We start from the raw sequence: 16,827 nt of genomic DNA, 5'->3' as shown, positions 1-16,827 counted from the left end.
GGGTGCCTGAACGGATGGTGGGGGCTCATGGTCATGCCGACGATGGCACGGCTGCTTCGGAAGGTGCGGCTTCTGCGGAAGGTGCGGCTGCCGCGGACGCGGCGGGGGCGGCGGCGCGGGGTGCAGGCCGTCATGCTCGGGTGCGCGCTGGCGCTGATGCCCGCGACGTGGCTGCACACGACCGCCGACGCCCATGTCCGTACGGTCGCCGACGTGCCCGCGCGGGACGTCGCGGTCGTCTTCGGGGCGGGTCTGCGTGACGGGGTGCCGACGCCGTATCTGGCGCACCGCCTCGACGCCGCCGCCGAGTTGTACGAGGACGGGAAGGTGAAGGTCGTCCTGGTCACCGGGGACAACAGCCGGGAGGAGTACGACGAGCCGGACGCCATGCGGACCTATCTGACGGCGCGCGGGGTGCCGGACGGCCGCATCGTCAGCGATTACGCGGGCTTCGACACGTGGGACAGCTGCGTGCGGGCGAAGAAGATCTTCGGGGTGGAGCGGGCGGTGCTGGTGACGCAGGGCTTCCACGTACGGCGCGCGGTGGCGCTCTGCCGGGCGGCGGGCGTCGACTCGTACGGCGTCGGGGTCGCCGAGCGGCGCGACGCGACCTGGTACTACGGCGGGGTCCGGGAGTTGGCGGCGGCGGGTAAGGCGGCGCTCGACGCGGTGACCCGGCCCGATCCGCACTTCCTCGGCCCGATCGAGACGAGCGTGCGCGAGGCGCTGGCCGGGCCGCCGGCCGGATGACCGCGTTCTCACAGCGCGGGAGCAGGGCGCGGGAGGTGTGCGTGTCGGGGGCGTAACCGCGTACGGCCGGGGCCGTAACACCCGGGACGCACGCTGGCGCCATGACCGATGCCGCCATGGACTCCGACGCCAGGGGCTCCGACGCCGTGGGCTCCGACGCCACCGTCCCGACCCACTGCCCGTACTGCGCGCTGCAGTGCGGGATGAGCCTGCGGCGTACGGCGGACGATCCGGGTGTCGAGGTCGTCGAGCGCCCCGACTTCCCCGTCAACCGGGGCGCGCTGTGCGGCAAGGGCCGTACGGCTCCGGCCGTGCTGTCCTCGCGGGTGCGGCTCACCGAACCGCTCGTGCGGCGGGCGGCGGGCGGCCCGCTCGAACCCGCCACCTGGGACGAGGCGCTGCGTGCCGTGGCCGACGGGCTCGCGCGGACGCGGGCGGGCCACGGGCCGGACGCGGTGGGCGTCTTCGGCGGGGGCGGGCTGACCAACGAGAAGGCGTACGCGCTCGGCAAGTTCGCCCGCGTCGTGCTCGGGACCTCGCAGATCGACTACAACGGGCGGTTCTGCATGTCGTCGGCCGCCGCCGCGCATCAGAGGGCCTTCGGGCTGGACCGGGGGCTGCCGTTCCCGCTGGCGGACATCCCGCGTACGGGGTGCGTCATCCTCGTCGGGTCGAACCTCGCCGAGACCATGCCGCCCGCCCTGCGCTATCTGACCGAACTGCGCGAGAACGGCGGCACGTTGATCGTCGTCGACCCGCGCAGGACCAGGACCGCCGAGCAGGCCGACCTCCATCTGGCTCCCCGGCCCGGCACGGATCTGGCCCTGGCGCTGGGTCTGCTGCATCTGGTGGTGGCGCAGGGCCGGACGGACGAGGAGTTCGTACGGGAGCGTACGACCGGCTGGCCGGCGGCCAGGGCGGCGGTGATGGCGCACTGGCCGGAGCACGTCGAACGTGTCACGGGGGTCCCGGTGCCCCAACTCCGCGAGGCGGTGCGGCTGTTCTGCGACGCCCCGACGGGCATGGTGCTCACGGCGCGCGGGCCCGAGCAGCAGTCCAAGGGCACGGACACCGTGGGCGCGTGGATCAACTTCTGCCTCGCGACGGGGCGGGCGGGCCGGCCGCTGTCCGGCTACGGCTGTCTCACCGGTCAGGGCAACGGCCAGGGCGGGCGCGAACACGGCCAGAAGGCGGACCAGTTGCCCGGCTACCGGAAGCTGACCGACCCGGCCGCGCGGGAGCATGTGGCGCGGGTGTGGGGCGTGGATCCCGACTCGCTGCCGGGGCCGGGGCGGAGCGCGTACGAACTGCTCGACGCGCTCGGCGGTGACGTGAAGGCGCTGCTGCTGATGGGCTCCAACCCGGTCGTCTCGGCGCCGCGCGCCGCGCACATCGAGGGGAGGCTGCGGTCGCTGGACTTCCTGGCCGTGGCGGACGTGGTGCTCTCGGAGACGGCGGCGCTCGCCGACGTGGTGCTGCCGGTGACGCAGTGGGCGGAGGAGACGGGGACGACGACGAGCCTGGAAGGACGCGTCCTGCTGCGGAGCCGGGCGCTGACCCCGCCGGCGGGCGTACGGAGCGACCTTCAGGTGCTGCACGGGCTGGCGGGGCTGCTCGGTCACGAGAAGGGTTTTCCGGCGGATCCGGAGGAGGTCTTCGAGGAACTGCGCCAGGCGTCGGCGGGCGGCCCCGCCGACTACTCGGGCATCACCTACCGGCGGATCGCGGCGGAGGACGGGGTGTTCTGGCCGTGCTCCGGGGAGAGCCACCCCGGCACACCGCGCCTGTTCCTCGACCGGTTCGCCACCGACGACGGGCGGGCCCGCTTCGTACCGGTGGTCCACCGGCCGGCCGCCGAGGAGACGGACGCGGAGTATCCGGTGCTGCTCACGACGGGGCGGGTCGTCTCCCAGTACCAGTCGGGGGCCCAGACCCGGCGCGTGCCCGAACTGAACGCCGCCGCGCCGGGCCCCTTCGTCGAACTGCACCCGCGCCTCGCGGAACGCCTCGGGGTGGCGGAGGGCGACCGACTCGCCGTGGTCTCACGGCGCGGCCGGGCGGTCGCCCCGGCACGGATCACGACCACGATCCGCACGGACACGGTCTTCATGCCGTTCCACTGGCCGGGCGACGGCCGTGCGAACAACCTGACCAACCCCGCGCTGGACCCGACGTCCCGGATGCCGGAGTTCAAGGTGTGTGCGGTCCGCGTCGAACGGGCGGAGCCGTAGCGCGTGCCCGGCCCGACGCGGGCTGTCTGTCCGCCGGTTCGGCGACGGGACCTGGACCGGCATCAGCGGCTACAAGCGCGGCGTCGTCGTTTCGGACGTCAGCCAGGCGAGGTACGGCACGTTGCCCCGTACCACCGGGATCGCCAGGATTTCCGGCGTGGCGTAGTCGTGTGCCGCCGTCAGATGGGCCTCAAGTGCCTCGTAGCAGGCGGCCGTCGTCTTGAGGAGCACCTGCCACTCCTCCGTCGTCTCGATCGCGCCCTGCCAGCGGTAGACGGACGTGACCGGCGCCGAGATCTGCGCGCACGCGGCGAGCCGCGTCTCCACCGCGCCCCGTGCCAGGGCCTCCGCCTTGGCGGCGCTGTCGGTGGTGGTCAGTACGGTCAGATATTCGGCGCCGGTCATGTGGGCCACTCCTTCGGTCGGATCCCTCGGTCAGGCCGCGGCCGCCGCGAACTGTGAGGCGCGGAGACGGGCGTACGCACCCCCGGACGCCAGCAGTTCGTCGTGGGTGCCCTGTTCCACGATAGGGCCGGCCACCATCAACCGGCGTACTGCCGCGCCGACTTGGCGTCCCGCAGGGCCAGGCCCCACCAGGCGATCTGGTCGAGCATCGCGGTGGCGGCGCCGTCGGCACCGTCCGGGTCCCGGTGGCGGCCCTCGTCGTCGAAGAGCGCGCCGGCGTTGTGGAAGGAGACGGTGTCGCGTACGGCCACGGCGTGCAGTTCGGCGAAGACCTGGCGCAGATGCTCGACGGCGCGCAGGCCGCCGGAGATCCCGCCGTAGGAGACGAACCCGACGGGCTTGGCCTGCCACTCGCCGAAGTGCCAGTCGATCAGGGACTTGAGGGAGGCCGGGTAGGAGTGGTTGTACTCGGGGGTGACGACGACGAAGGCGTCGGCCTCGGCCAGCCGGTGGGTGATCTTGGCGAGCTGGTCGCGGACCGGGGCGGGCGGGTTGAAGGAGAGGGCGGTCGGCAGGTCGGTGTCGGCGAGGTCGATCAGCTCGACGGTGAAGTCGGCGCGCCCGGTGGCGCGGGAGACGAACCAGTCGGTGACGACGGGGCCGAACCGCCCCTCGCGGTTGCTGCCCATGATGACGGCGAGCTTGAGTGGTGGCTGGGAGGCCGTGGATTTCGGGGTCGCTTCGGTCGCGGAATCGTTCGTCGTGATGTCCATGGGGACGAGCGTGATACTTAAACCATGGTTCAGGTCAAGCTACTCTTGGCCGTATGACCCAACTCGCCTGGAACGCCAAGGAAGCCACAGTCGGCGAACTGGCCGAACGCAGTGGTGTCGCCCCCTCCGCCCTGCGCTTCTACGAACGCGAGGGCCTGATCGCCAGCCGCCGCACCGCCGGCAATCAGCGGCGCTACAGCCGTGACACCCTCCGGCGTGTCGCCTTCATCCGCACCTCGCAGCGCCTCGGAATCCCGCTCGCCACCATCCGCGAGGTGCTGGCGCTGCTGCCGGAGGACCGCACGCCCACCGAGGAGGACTGGGCCCGGATCTCCGAGTGCTGGCGCCATGACCTGGAGACCCGGATCCGGACTCTCCAGCGGCTGCGTGACAATCTCGCCGACTGCATCGGCTGCGGCTGCCTCTCGCTGGACCGCTGCGTCCTGTCCAACCCCGGCGACGAACTGGCGTCGCACGGCCCCGGCCCCCGCAGGCTGATCGAGGACTGACCGGCCCTACCGTGGGCGCATGGCATCTTTCGAAGTGATCGAGGTGAACGGCGAGCCCGCCACGGAGGCCACGCTGCGGGTCCCGGCGCTCAGCTCGTACGGGCACTTCACCGCGATGCAGATCCGCGGCGGCCGGGTACGCGGACGGGACCTCCATCTCGCCCGGCTCGACTCCGCCACCCGCGAGTTGTTCGGCGCGGGCCTGGAGGGAGAGCGCGTACGGGAACTGGTCCGGCACGCCCTCGGTGACATCTCCGACGCCTCGACCCGCGTGTATGTGCACTGGCCGGAGGGCGACAAGGAGACGCGGGTGATGGTCACCGTACGGCCGCCGCAGACCAAGGCGGACCATCCGCACGGGCTCATGTCGGTGCCGTACGCCCGCGAGGTCGCGCACATCAAGCACCTGGGCGGCTTCGGACAGACGCACCATCTGCTGGCGGCCCAGCGTGCGGGCTTCGACGAGGCGCTGCTGACCGCGCCCGGCGGGCTGGTGACGGAGGGGGCCATCACCAACATCGCCTTCTGGGACGGCACCTCCGTGGTCTGGCCCCAGGCCCCCTCGCTGCTGGGGATCACCATGGCGCTGCTGGAGCCGCGGCTGCCTTCCGTACGGCGCCCGGTGACGCTGGCCGACCTGCCCTCGTACGCGTCGGCGTTCATCACGAACTCGCAGGGCATCGCGCCCGTCCACCGGATCGACGACGTGGAGTTCACGGTGGACGCGGAGCTGATGGGAAGGGTGACGGCGGCGTTCGAAGCGGTGGAGTGGGATGTGATCTGAGCGGCCGACCGCGGTCCGAGCCGACGGCGCGGAGCCCTTCTCCCCTCTCTCACCCATTCGGCACGACGGCTCACCCGGCCTGTCCCGCGGCCGATTTCCCGGCTTTGACCTGCGGAGATCCTGACTGGCAAGCGGGACACGCCGTACCGAACCGATGCCGGCCTCCTCACCCGTACGGCTGCGGATACCCGAGATCGGCGTCGACGCGCCCGTCACCCGGCTGGGACTGGCGAAGGGCGGCAGCCCTGACGCCTTTACGCCGTCACGCACGCTTCACGCTTCGTCAGGCCGTCCACTGGTCGAAGGCGAGCTTCGCGACCAGCGAGAAGACCACGACGAGCAGCACGCCGCGGACGAACTCGCTGCCCTTCTTGAGCGCCATCCGCGCCCCGAACATGCCGCCCGCCAGGTTGAACACCGCCATCAGCGCGGCCAGTTGCCACAGGACGGTGCCCTGGTAGGCGAACATGGCGAGCGCCCCGCCGTTGGTGCAGACGTTGACGATCTTGGCGGTGGCCGAGGCCGTGACCAGATCGAGGTGCAGTACGGCGGTCAGCGCCAGGACGAGGAACGTGCCCGTGCCGGGACCGAACAGCCCGTCGTAGAAGCCGATCCCGCCGCCGACGAGGACGATCGCGGTGATGTGCCGCCCACGGGTGGCCGGCCCGCCCGCGCGCGCCTGGCCGAAAGTGGGTCGCAGCATCACGAAGGCGGCGACGCCGAGGAGCACCACCATGATCACGGGACGCAGGACGTCGCTGCTGATCCCGGCGGCGAAGAACGCCCCCGCCATCGATCCGGCGAGCGCCATCAGCCCGATCCGTACGGCGCTCCTCACGTCCACCGGCGCCTTGCGTACGTACGTCACGGCGGCGCCCGTGGTGCCGACGATCGCGACGGCCTTGTTGGTGCCGAGGATGTGCGCGGCGGGGACGTGCGGCAGACCGAGCAGCAACGCGGGCAGGAGCAGCAGCCCGCCCCCGCCGACCACGGCGTCGATCCAGCCCGCGGCGGCTGCCGCGAGGCAGAGGACGATGAGCATGGTCAGCGATATGTCGGGCATGATCGTGACCTTATGGGACGAGGTGGTCGGCCCTCACCTTGCCGTGGGGTGGCCTGGGCCACATCCGCCGCGCAGGTCGGGGCGGGTGCGCCTCACACCCGGCACCGGCCCGTGCTGAGGGCAGCGTTCCGAGCGGGAAACAGTGGTGGTGCCGCCGGGTAACACCGGCCGCGCAGTCTGCGGGCATGGCTGCTGACGGTGGGGCGAAGGAGATCGTGGTGATCGGCGGGGGTACGGCCGGGATGCGGCTGGCCCAGCGCCTCACCGCCTCCTCCACGGCTTCCGCCGGGCGGACGGTCACCCTGCTCGGCGAGGAGCCGCACGCCCCGTACAACCGTGTCCTGCTCGCCGAAGTACTCGCCGGGCGGTACGGCCCCGAGGTCATCGCCCTCCCGCCGGTGCCCGGCGCCGAGCGGCGCGGCGTCCGGGCCGTGCGGATCGACCGTGCCGACCGGCTGGTGCGGTGCGACGACGGCAGCGTCGTCCCGTACGACCGGCTCGTCCTCGCGACCGGCTCGAACCCGGTCCTGCCCCCGCTGCGCGGACTGCGGCGACCGGGCCACCATGAACTGCCGGCGGGCGTGCACCCCTTCCGGACCATGGACGACTGTCTGTCGTTGTCGGCGGCGGTACGGCCCGGGACCCGCGCCGTCGTCGTCGGCGGAGGGCTCCTCGGGGTCTCGGCGGCTCGCGCGCTCGCGGAGCGGGGCGCCCAGGTCGTGCTGGCGCAGCAGGGCGAGTACGTGATGGAACGTCAGCTCGACCGTTCCGGCTCGCTGTTGCTCAGGCGCCGGCTGGAGTCGTGGGGAGTGGAGGTCCATACCGAGTGCCGGGTGCGCGGCCTCGTGCTCGCCGACGACGACGGGGCCGCGGGCCCCGGACGGGTGGCGGCCGTCGAACTCTCCGACGGCTTCCGCCTCGACGCCGAACTCACCGTCCTGGCCTGCGGTGTACGCCCCCGCACCGGTCTCGCCGACGCCGCCGGGCTCGACGTACGGCGCGGCATCGTCGTGGACGACGAGCTGCGGACGTCGGACCCGTACATCCACGCGATCGGCGACTGCGCGGAGCACGGCGACCGGCTGTACGGTCTCGCCGGCGCCGCGCTCGAACAGGCCGACGCGCTGGCCCAGTTGCTGACGGAGGACACCGCGGCCGGGAAGCCCGCGACCCGCTACACCGGCACCCGCTCCCTCACCCGTCTCACCCTCTCCCCCCTCGGACCCGAGACCACGGCGGACACCCCTTCCGCCCCGCTCGACCTCGCCGCGTTCGGCGAGACGACTCCCCTCCCCGGCGACGACGTCGTCCAGCTGACCGACGCCACCCGCGGCGCCTACCGCAAGGTCGTCGTCCGGGGCGACCGTCTCGTCGGCGGTGTGCTCCTCGGCGACCTCACCACCGTCGGCGCGCTCGCCCGCACCTGGGAGGACGACGAACCGCTGCCGCCCACCACCCCGCTGCTCCACCTGCTCACTCCCGACGGAGGCTCCTGAGATGTCCGACACAACGTCCCGCCCCACCATCGTGGTCGTCGGCCACGGCATGGTCGGCCAGCGGTTCCTCGAAGCCCTCGCCGAGCACGGCACGACCGGTCGGGCGCGGATCGTGGTGCTCTGCGAGGAGCCGCGCCCCGCCTATGACCGGGTCCGGCTGACCTCGTACTTCGACGGCCGCACCCCGGACGAACTCTCGCTCGTCGAACCGGACTTCATGGCCCGGCACGGTATCGAGCTGCATCTGGACGATCCCGCCGAGGCCGTCGACCGCGCCGCGCGCACGGTCACCTCGCGCGCCGGGCTGACCTTCACGTACGACACGCTCGTGCTGGCCACCGGCTCGTACCCGTTCGTGCCGCCGGTGCCGGGCAAGGACGCGACGGGCTGTTTCGTCTACCGCACCATCGAGGACCTGCTGGCGATCGAGGAGTACGCGAAGACCGCCCGCAGCGGCGCGGTGGTGGGCGGCGGGCTGCTCGGTCTTGAGGCGGCCGGCGCGTTGCAGGGGCTCGAACTCGACACGCACATCGTGGAGTTCGCCCCCCGGCTGATGCCCGTCCAGGTGGACGACGGCGGCGGAGCGGCGCTGCTGCGCAGTATCGAGGGCATGGGACTGACCGTCCACACGGGCGTCGGCACGCAGGAGATCACGACGGACGGGACGGGCACCGTCAACGGCATGACACTGTCCGACGGTTCGGTCCTGGCGACCGATCTGGTCGTCTTCTCGGCGGGCGTACGGCCCCGCGACCAGCTCGCCCGCGACGCGGGACTGCGGGTCGGCGAGCGCGGCGGAATCGCGGTCGACGAACGGTGCCGTACATCGGATCCGCGGATCTTCGCGATCGGCGAGTGCGCCCTCGCGGCCGACGGGCGGGTGTACGGGCTGGTGGCGCCCGGCTACGAGATGGCGCGGACGGCGGCGGACGCGATCGCCGAAGTCACCGAGGGCGCGGCCGAGTTCACCGGTTCGGATCTCTCCACGAAGCTCAAGCTGCTCGGTGTGGACGTGGCGTCGTTCGGGGACGCGCACGGCGCCGCTCCCGGCTGTCTCGACGTCGTGTACGCGGACTCCCGCTCGGGCGTCTACAAGAAGGTCGTCGTCGGCGCGGACGGCGCGCTGCTCGGGGGCGTCCTGGTCGGTGACGCCGACGCGTACGGGATGCTGCGCCCGCTGACCGGCTCCGTCCCGCCCGTACCGCCCGAGCAGCTGGTCCTGCCGCCGGGTGCGGGGGCGCCGGCCGCGCTCGGCCCGGCGTCGCTGCCGGACAGCGCCGTGATCTGTAGCTGCCACAACGTGACGAAGGGCGCGATCGCCGCGTGCGCGACGCTGCCCGAGGTGAAGAAGTGCACCAAGGCCGGTACGGGCTGCGGCAGTTGCCTGAAGGTGATCGGACAGCTCCTGCCCACGGCCGGCGACGGCGGACTGTGCGGCTGCTTTCCGCACACGCGCGGCGAGTTGTACGAGATCGTGCGGACCCTGCGTGTGACGTCGTACGCCTCGCTGCTCGACTCGCACGGCCGCCAGAGCGCGCGCGGGGGTGACGGCTGCGAGATCTGCAAGCCGGCCGTCGGCTCGATCATCGCCTCGCTCGCGCCGACGCTGGGCCTGAGCGGCCATGTCCTGGACGGTGAACAGGCCGCGCTCCAGGACACGAACGACCACTTCCTCGCCAACTTGCAGCGCAACGGCTCGTACTCGATCGTGCCGCGCATCCCCGGCGGTGAGATCACACCGGAGAAGCTGATCGTGATCGGTGAGGTGGCACGGGACTTCGGGCTCTACACGAAGATCACAGGCGGTCAGCGGATCGACCTCTTCGGCGCGCGCGTCGACCAACTGCCACAGATCTGGGCGCGGTTGGTGGCGCACGGCTTCGAGTCGGGGCACGCGTACGGAAAGGCGCTGCGCACCGTGAAGTCGTGCGTGGGCCAGACCTGGTGCCGGTACGGCGTGCAGGACTCGGTGAAGATGGCCATCGATCTGGAGCTGCGTTACCGGGGCCTGCGCGCGCCGCACAAGCTCAAGTCGGCGGTCTCGGGCTGTGCGCGGGAGTGCGCGGAGGCGCGCGGCAAGGACTTCGGGATCATCGCGACGGCGGAGGGCTGGAATCTGTACGTCGGCGGCAACGGCGGCGCCGAGCCGCGCCACGCGGATCTGCTGGCGCAGGACCTGGACGACGAGTCGCTGGTGCGGCTGATCGACCGCTTCCTGATGTTCTACATCCGCACCGCCGACCGCCTGGAGCGCACCTCGGCGTGGCTGGGCCGGATCGAGGGCGGGCTCGACCATGTGCGGGACGTGGTCGTGCACGATTCGCTGGGCCTGTGCGGGGAGTTGGAGAAGTTGATGGCCGACCATGTCGCGGGCTACCGCGACGAGTGGGCCGAGACGCTCGACGACCCGGAGCGGCTGCGCCGCTTTGTCTCGTTCGTCAACGCGCCCGACGCACCGGACCCGACGGTGCGGTTCGTGCCCGAGCGCGACCAGGTGAAGCCCGATCTGACGTTTCTGACGCTGGAAGGAGTGTCGGCCCGATGAGCCCGATGAGCCCGATCACCTACCCCGTACTTCAACTCCGCCTGGACGAAACCTGGTTGTCGATCTGCGACCGGTCCGCGCTCATTCCGGGCCGGGGAGTGGCCGCACTGCTGCCGGACGGCCGGCAGGCCGCACTCTTCGTGGACCGGGCGGGCCGTACGTACGCGATCGACAACCGCGACCCGTACTCCGGCGCCCAGGTGCTGTCGCGTGGGCTGACCGGCACCCAGGACGGTCGTGCCTTCGTGGCCTCGCCGCTGCTGAAGCAGCGGTTCGACCTGGAGACGGGCCGTTGCCTGGACGACGAGTCGGTGGCGGTGACGGTCTATGCCTCACGCGTTGAATCCTGACCGGCCCCGCTTCATCTTGACCGAGCGTTCCAGATGAGCCTAGAGTCGCGCACGTGGCCAGGACCAAGGAATTCGATCCGGACGCCGCGCTCCAGTCGGCCCTTGAGCTGTTCTGGCGGCGCGGCTACGAGGCGACGTCCATGGCGGACCTCGTCGAACACCTCGGCATCGGCCGCGCCAGCATCTACGCGACGTTCGGCAACAAGCACGAGCTGTATCTGAAGGCTCTGGACAGGTACGGCGAGACGCGGGATCCGTCGCTGCTCGACGCCCTGTCGAAGCCGGGTCCCGCACTGCCCGCGGTGCGGGAGACGGTGCGGCGGTTCGCCGGCGAGTCGACCGCCGAGGCGCTGCGCGAGAAGGGCTGCCTCATCACCAACACGGCGGCCGAGCTGGGGCCGCACGACCCCGAGGCGGCCCGCCGGGTCGAGCTGAGCTGGCAGCACATCGAGACGCTGATACACGCGGCACTCGTCCGGGCCCAGGGCCAGGGCGAGTTGCCGCCCGACCGCGATCCGCGCTCGCTGGCACGGATGCTGCTCGTGCTGATGCAGGGCATGCGGGTGGTCGGCAAGACCTCGCGGGACCCGGCGCGGGTACGCGACGCGGCCGAGCAGGCGCTGACCTTGCTGGACTGACGGGACCGGCACACCTCACCGCACCAGGGGCATGCCGGTTTTTCGCTGCCCTTATAACAGAATGATCGGTCAAGATAAGTGGTCTGGGTAAACAGGGGGACGGCATGACCACGAGCACCACCACGCTCACCCCTCTCGCACCCTCACTCACCATCCGTATCCGACAAGGGAGTTACCCATGCCCGCTCGCTTCGCCGACCAGACCGTCCTCGTCACCGGCGCCGGTTCCGGGATCGGCCGTGCCGTCGCCGTGGCGTTCGCCGCCGAAGGCGCCTCCGTCGTCCTCGCCGGCCGGGGCGCCGCGCCGCTGGAGGAGACCCGCGCGCTGATCACGGCGGCGGGCGGCGACTCGCTCGTCGTCATCGCCGACGTCTCACGCGCGGACGACGTACAGGCCCTGGTGCGCAGGACCGTCGACCACTTCGGCCGGCTCGACGTCGCCGTCAACAACGCGGGGATCCTCCGGGCCGGCACGCCCCTCGCCGATCTCCCCGTCGCGGACTGGCATGCCATGCTCGACATCAACGTCACCGGCGTCCTGCACTGCCTCCAGGCGGAGATCGCCCAGATGCGCCGCGACGGCGGCGGCGCCATCGTCAACATCTCCTCCAACCTCGGCGCGCACCTGCGCATCCCGAACGTGGCCGGCTATCTCACCTCCAAGGCCGCCGTCTCCACGCTGACCCGCGCCGCCGCCCTCGACCACATCCAGGACGGGGTCCGGATCAACGCCGTCAGCCCCGGCGCCTCGGACACCACGATGTCGCTGCGGCCGGGCGAGAGCGCCGCCGACCGCGTCGCGCGGATGAAGGAGGATTCACCGCTCGGCCGGGTCTCGTCGACGCGGGAGGTGGCGGCGGCCGTGCTGTATCTCGCATCGGCGGACGCGGCGTCCGTCGTGGGGACCGACCTCGTCGTAGACGGCGGCGCGGCGGCATAGCGCAGTGGCACAACGCGGCGGCGTGGTCGGCCAACGCGGACGGGGCGCGGCGGCGCAGCTGTTCTCGCCGATGACCAGCCACGCCGCCGCGAAGTTCAGACAGTGGCCATCCGTTCGCTCTACGCTCTTGCGCGCACGCGACCTCACACCCCCACCCCACCCATGGAGCGGCCCAGTGGAACGTCGCAATTTTCTGCGTGGAGCAATCGTCACCGGCTCCGCCGCCGCGCTCGGCGGCACTCTCTGGCGCGGAGCGGCCTACGCCGACCCCGCGCAGCCCGGCGCGGGACCGTACGGAGCACTCTCGAGCGCCGACGGCAACAACATCCTGCTGCCCGCCGGATTCACCAGCAGGGTCATCGCCCGATCCGGGCAGAGCGTGCCCGGCACGTCGTACACCTGGCACAACGCACCTGACGGCGGCGCCTGTTACGCCGACGGCAGTGGCTGGATCTATGTCTCCAACTCGGAGATCAACCCGTCCGGCGGCGCGGGCGCGGTCCGCTTCTCCTCGGCGGGCGCGATCACCGGCGCGTACCGGATCCTCTCCGGCACCCGGCAGAACTGCGCGGGCGGCAGCACCCCGTGGAACACCTGGCTGTCCTGCGAGGAGGTGACCCGCGGGTATGTGTACGAGACCGATCCGTGGGGCGTAAAAGCGGCGGTACGGCGCGACGCGATGGGTCTGTTCAAGCACGAGGCAGCGGCGGCCGACCCGGTGCGCGAGGTGATCTATCTGACCGAGGACGAGACGAACGGGTGCTTCTATCGGTTCACGCCCACCACTTGGGGCGATCTGTCCACCGGCACCCTTGAGGTGCTGCGGGCCGGCACCGCCACCTCCGGCTCCTTCACCTGGGCGACGGTGCCGGACCCGGACGGCTCCCCGACCCAGACCCGTGACCAGGTCTCGGGCGCCAAGCGGTTCAACGGCGGCGAGGGCTGCTACTACGCCGACGGCTCGGTGTGGTTCACCACGAAGGGCGACAACCGGGTCTGGCGGGTCGATCCGGCCGCCGCCACCTACGAGTTGACGTACGACGACTCGCTCGTCAGCGGCGGTGGTGCCCCGCTGACCGGGGTCGACAACGTCACGGGGTCCTCGTCCGGCGATCTGTTCGTCGCGGAGGACGGCGGGAACATGGAGATCTGCCTGATCACTCCCGACGACGTCGTCGCGCCGTTCCTGCGCGTCAGCGGCCAGTCGGGCTCGGAGATCACCGGTCCGGCCTTCTCGCCCGACGGATCGCGGCTGTACTTCTCCAGCCAGCGCGGTACGAGCGGCAGTTCGTCGGGCGGCATCACCTACGAGGTGACGGGCCCGTTCCGCACGTAGGGCGGCACGTAGGACGTCGCGCACGGCGTCACGCGCGACCTCCCCTGGGCGCCGCCGTGCAGCAGGGCGGCGCCCAGCGGGTCCTCCGAGAAAAAAAGGGGGTGCGACCGATGGATCGGGATCCACCGGTCGCACCCCGATTTGCCGCCGTCCCGGCCTAGTTCATTCCGGGACGGGCGAAAGTGATTTCTCCAGCCGTTCCTGCCGTTCCTGCCGTCCGCGTCCCGGCGTCAGCGTGAGTCGCCGTGGCCGTGGCCGTGGCCGTGGCCGCGCGACTGTGCCGCCGCACGCCCGGCCTCCAGGCGCGCCACGGGGATCCGGAACGGCGAGCAGGACACATAGTCCAGGCCCACCTCGTGGAAGAAGTGCACCGACTCGGGGTCGCCGCCGTGCTCACCGCAGATACCGAGCTTCAGATCGGGCCGTGTCCTGCGGCCGGCCTCGCACGCGCTGCGTACGAGCGCGCCGACGCCGTCCATGTCGATCGTCTCGAACGGGGACACCCCGAAGATGCCCTTCTCCAGATACGCGGTGAAGAAGCTGGCCTCGACGTCGTCACGGGAGAAGCCCCAGACCGTCTGGGTGAGGTCGTTCGTACCGAAGGAGAAGAACTCCGCGGCCTCCGCGATCTGACCTGCCGTCAGCGCGGCGCGCGGCAGTTCGATCATCGTGCCGAGCGACAGCTTGAGGTCGATTCCGGTCGACCGCCGCACCTCGGCGATGACCTGCGCGGCCTCGTCGCGGACGATCTCCAGCTCCTGGACGGTGCCGACGAGCGGGATCATGATCTCGGCGCGCGGGTCGCCCTTGGCGTGCTTGCGCTCGGCTGCGGCCTCGGCGATGGCCCTTACCTGCATCGCGAAGAGGCCGGGAATGACCAGGCCGAGCCGTACACCGCGCAGCCCGAGCATCGGGTTCTGCTCGTGCAGCTTGTGCACGGCCTGGAGCAGCCGCAGATCGTTCTCGTTGTGGTCCTTGCGGGACTCGGCGAGCGCGACACGTACCGACAACTCCGTGATGTCGGGCAGGAATTCATGCAGCGGCGGGTCCAGCAGCCGTACGGTGACCGGCAGTCCGTCCATCGCCTCGAACAGCTCGACGAAGTCCTTCTTCTGCAGCGGCAGCAGGGTCTTCAGCGCCTGCTCGCGCTCGTCGTCGGTGTCCGCGAGGATCAACTTCTCGACCATGGCGCGGCGTTCACCGAGGAACATGTGCTCGGTGCGGCACAGCCCGATGCCCTGCGCGCCGAACCGGCGGGCCCGCAGCGCGTCCTCGGCGTTGTCGGCGTTGGCGCGCACCCGCAGCCGGCGGCGCCGGTCGGCGTACGCCATCATCCGGTGCACGGCCTCCACCAGTTCGTCGGCGTCGTCGGCGCCCGCGTGCATGCGGCCCTCGAAGTACTCGACCACCGGCGAGGGGACGACCGGGACCTCGCCGAGGTAGACCTTGCCGGTCGAGCCGTCGACGGAGACGACGTCGCCCTCCTCGATGACGGTCTTTCCGACGGTCATCCGGCGCCGTTTGGTGTCGACCTCCAGCTCCTCGGCGCCGCAGACACAGGTCTTGCCCATGCCCCGGGCGACGACGGCGGCGTGCGAGGTCTTGCCGCCGCGCGAGGTGAGGATGCCCTCGGCGGCGAGCATGCCGTCCAGATCGTCGGGGTTGGTCTCGCGGCGGATGAGGATGACCCGCTCGCCGGAGCGCGACCACTTGACGGCGGTGTACGAGTCGAAGACGGCCTTGCCGACGGCGGCGCCGGGGGACGCGGCGATACCGCGCCCCAGCAGCTCGGCTCTGGCGGCGTCGTCGAAGCGCGGGAACATCAGCTGCGCGAGCTGCGCCCCGTTGACGCGCTGAAGCGCCTCGGCCTCGTCGATCAGCCCCTGGTCGACGAGCTGGGTCGCGATCCGGAAGGCGGCGCCCGCGGTGCGCTTGCCGACACGGGTCTGGAGCATCCACAACTCGCCGCGTTCGATGGTGAATTCGATGTCGCAGAGGTCCCGGTAGTGCGTCTCCAGGGTCTCCATGATCTGCATCAGCCGGTCGTACGACTTCTTGTCGATGGTCTCCAGATCGGCGAGCGGCACGGTGTTGCGGATACCGGCGACGACGTCCTCGCCCTGCGCGTTCTGGAGGTAGTCGCCGTACACGCCCTGGTGGCCGCTGGCCGGGTCGCGGGTGAAGGCGACGCCGGTGCCGGAGTCCGGGCCGAGGTTGCCGAAGACCATGGAGCAGATGTTGACGGCGGTGCCGAGGTCGCCGGGGATGCGCTCCTGGCGGCGGTAGAGCTTGGCCCGGTCGGTGTTCCAGGACTCGAAGACGGAGCGGATCGCGAGGTCCATCTGCTCGCGCGGGTCCTGCGGGAAGTCGCGGCCGGCGTCGCGCGCGACGATCTTCTTGAACTGCTTGACCAGCTTCTTCAGGTCGGCGGCGTCCAGGTCGATGTCGGTGGCGGCCTTCTTCGCGCGCTTGGCGTCCTCCAGTGCCTCCTCGAAGAGGTCGCCGTCGACGCCGAGGACGGTCTTGCCGAACATCTGGATGAGCCTGCGGTACGAGTCCCAGGCGAAGCGCTCGTCGCCGGACTGCGCGGCGAGACCGGCGACGGACTTGTCGGAGAGCCCGATGTTGAGGACGGTGTCCATCATGCCGGGCATGGAGAACTTGGCGCCGGACCGTACGGAGACGAGCAGCGGGTCGTCGGCCTGGCCGAGCTTCTTGCCCATCTTCTGTTCGAGGGCGTCGAGGTGGGTGCCGACCTCGTCACGCAGGGCGGCCGGCTCCGTACCGGTGTCGAGGTAGACCTTGCACGCCTCGCTGGTGATCGTGAAGCCCGGAGGGACGGGCAGTCCGAGGTTGGTCATCTCGGCGAGGTTGGCACCCTTGCCGCCGAGCAGGCCCTTGAGATCTTTGTTGCCCTCGGTGAAGTCGTAGACGAACTTCTGCTCTTGTGAGTCCTGTGTGGCGGTGTCCGCCGCTACGTGGGTGTCTTTGCTTTCGGACACGGATC

At 71.2% G+C, this 16,827-nt stretch carries 14 protein-coding genes; 10 read left to right on the top strand and 4 right to left on the bottom strand.

Features of this window, described 5'->3' with window-relative positions:
* Positions 1-27 precede the first annotated feature (27 nt).
* Positions 28-750: an ElyC/SanA/YdcF family protein gene (locus ACIBLA_RS20600; RefSeq protein ID WP_363245033.1), complete on the top strand. Its 723-nt coding sequence runs from the start codon at positions 28-30 to the stop codon at positions 748-750.
* Positions 751-866: 116 nt separating this feature from the next.
* The gene (locus ACIBLA_RS20595) at positions 867-2,981 is read left to right on the top strand and encodes a molybdopterin oxidoreductase family protein (RefSeq protein ID WP_399199450.1); all 2,115 of its coding nucleotides are present in this window, start codon (positions 867-869) and stop codon (positions 2,979-2,981) included.
* Positions 2,982-3,050: 69 nt separating this feature from the next.
* On the opposite strand, the gene cutA is transcribed toward ACIBLA_RS20595, so the two are convergent.
* Positions 3,051-3,386: a divalent-cation tolerance protein CutA gene (cutA, locus tag ACIBLA_RS20590; protein WP_363245034.1), complete on the bottom strand. Its 336-nt coding sequence runs from the start codon at positions 3,384-3,386 to the stop codon at positions 3,051-3,053.
* Positions 3,387-3,523: 137 nt separating this feature from the next.
* Positions 3,524-4,159, bottom strand: a complete 636-nt coding sequence (locus tag ACIBLA_RS20585) for an NADPH-dependent FMN reductase (RefSeq protein ID WP_399199378.1) — start codon at positions 4,157-4,159, stop codon at positions 3,524-3,526.
* A gap of 53 nt (positions 4,160-4,212) precedes the next feature.
* Between ACIBLA_RS20585 and soxR the strand changes: the two genes are divergently transcribed.
* Positions 4,213-4,668: a redox-sensitive transcriptional activator SoxR gene (gene soxR, locus ACIBLA_RS20580; RefSeq protein ID WP_363245036.1), complete on the top strand. Its 456-nt coding sequence runs from the start codon at positions 4,213-4,215 to the stop codon at positions 4,666-4,668.
* A 19-nt stretch (positions 4,669-4,687) separates the two neighbouring features.
* Positions 4,688-5,452, top strand: a complete 765-nt coding sequence (locus ACIBLA_RS20575; protein WP_399199377.1) for an aminotransferase class IV — start codon at positions 4,688-4,690, stop codon at positions 5,450-5,452.
* A 283-nt stretch (positions 5,453-5,735) separates the two neighbouring features.
* Here ACIBLA_RS20575 and ACIBLA_RS20570 read toward each other — a convergent pair whose 3' ends face one another.
* On the bottom strand, positions 5,736-6,515 hold the full coding sequence (locus ACIBLA_RS20570) for a sulfite exporter TauE/SafE family protein (protein WP_399199376.1): 780 nt from the start codon (positions 6,513-6,515) through the stop codon (positions 5,736-5,738).
* A 185-nt stretch (positions 6,516-6,700) separates the two neighbouring features.
* Here ACIBLA_RS20570 and ACIBLA_RS20565 point away from each other — a divergent pair, with 185 nt between their 5' ends.
* From ACIBLA_RS20565 to ACIBLA_RS20540, 6 genes are all read left to right on the top strand, one after another.
* Positions 6,701-8,011 carry an NAD(P)/FAD-dependent oxidoreductase gene (locus ACIBLA_RS20565; RefSeq protein ID WP_399199375.1) on the top strand — a complete coding sequence of 437 codons (1,311 nt, stop codon included), beginning with the start codon at positions 6,701-6,703 and terminating at the stop codon, positions 8,009-8,011.
* Position 8,012: 1 nt separating this feature from the next.
* The gene (gene nirB / locus ACIBLA_RS20560) at positions 8,013-10,556 is read left to right on the top strand and encodes a nitrite reductase large subunit NirB (protein ID WP_399199374.1); all 2,544 of its coding nucleotides are present in this window, start codon (positions 8,013-8,015) and stop codon (positions 10,554-10,556) included.
* On the top strand, positions 10,553-10,906 hold the full coding sequence (gene nirD, locus ACIBLA_RS20555; RefSeq protein WP_363245041.1) for a nitrite reductase small subunit NirD: 354 nt from the start codon (positions 10,553-10,555) through the stop codon (positions 10,904-10,906). The genes nirB and nirD overlap by 4 nt, the downstream gene beginning before the upstream one ends.
* A gap of 53 nt (positions 10,907-10,959) precedes the next feature.
* Entirely contained in the window at positions 10,960-11,544 is a 585-nt protein-coding gene (locus ACIBLA_RS20550) for a TetR family transcriptional regulator (RefSeq protein WP_363245042.1), read from the top strand.
* A 178-nt stretch (positions 11,545-11,722) separates the two neighbouring features.
* Positions 11,723-12,484: a glucose 1-dehydrogenase gene (locus ACIBLA_RS20545; RefSeq protein WP_363245043.1), complete on the top strand. Its 762-nt coding sequence runs from the start codon at positions 11,723-11,725 to the stop codon at positions 12,482-12,484.
* A gap of 175 nt (positions 12,485-12,659) precedes the next feature.
* Positions 12,660-13,820, top strand: coding sequence for an alkaline phosphatase PhoX (locus ACIBLA_RS20540; RefSeq protein ID WP_363245044.1), 1,161 nt, complete (start codon positions 12,660-12,662; stop codon positions 13,818-13,820).
* Positions 13,821-14,050: 230 nt separating this feature from the next.
* Here the strand turns inward: ACIBLA_RS20540 and ppdK are convergent, their stop codons facing one another.
* On the bottom strand, positions 14,051-16,822 hold the full coding sequence (gene ppdK, locus ACIBLA_RS20535) for a pyruvate, phosphate dikinase (protein ID WP_399199373.1): 2,772 nt from the start codon (positions 16,820-16,822) through the stop codon (positions 14,051-14,053).
* Positions 16,823-16,827: the final 5 nt, after the last annotated feature.

The organism is Streptomyces sp. NPDC050433, from assembly GCF_044458565.1.
Taxonomy (GTDB): Bacteria; Actinomycetota; Actinomycetes; order Streptomycetales; family Streptomycetaceae; genus Streptomyces.
The sequence above is the reverse complement of the archived record's forward strand: the minus strand, read 5'-3'. Positions and strand labels throughout refer to the sequence as shown.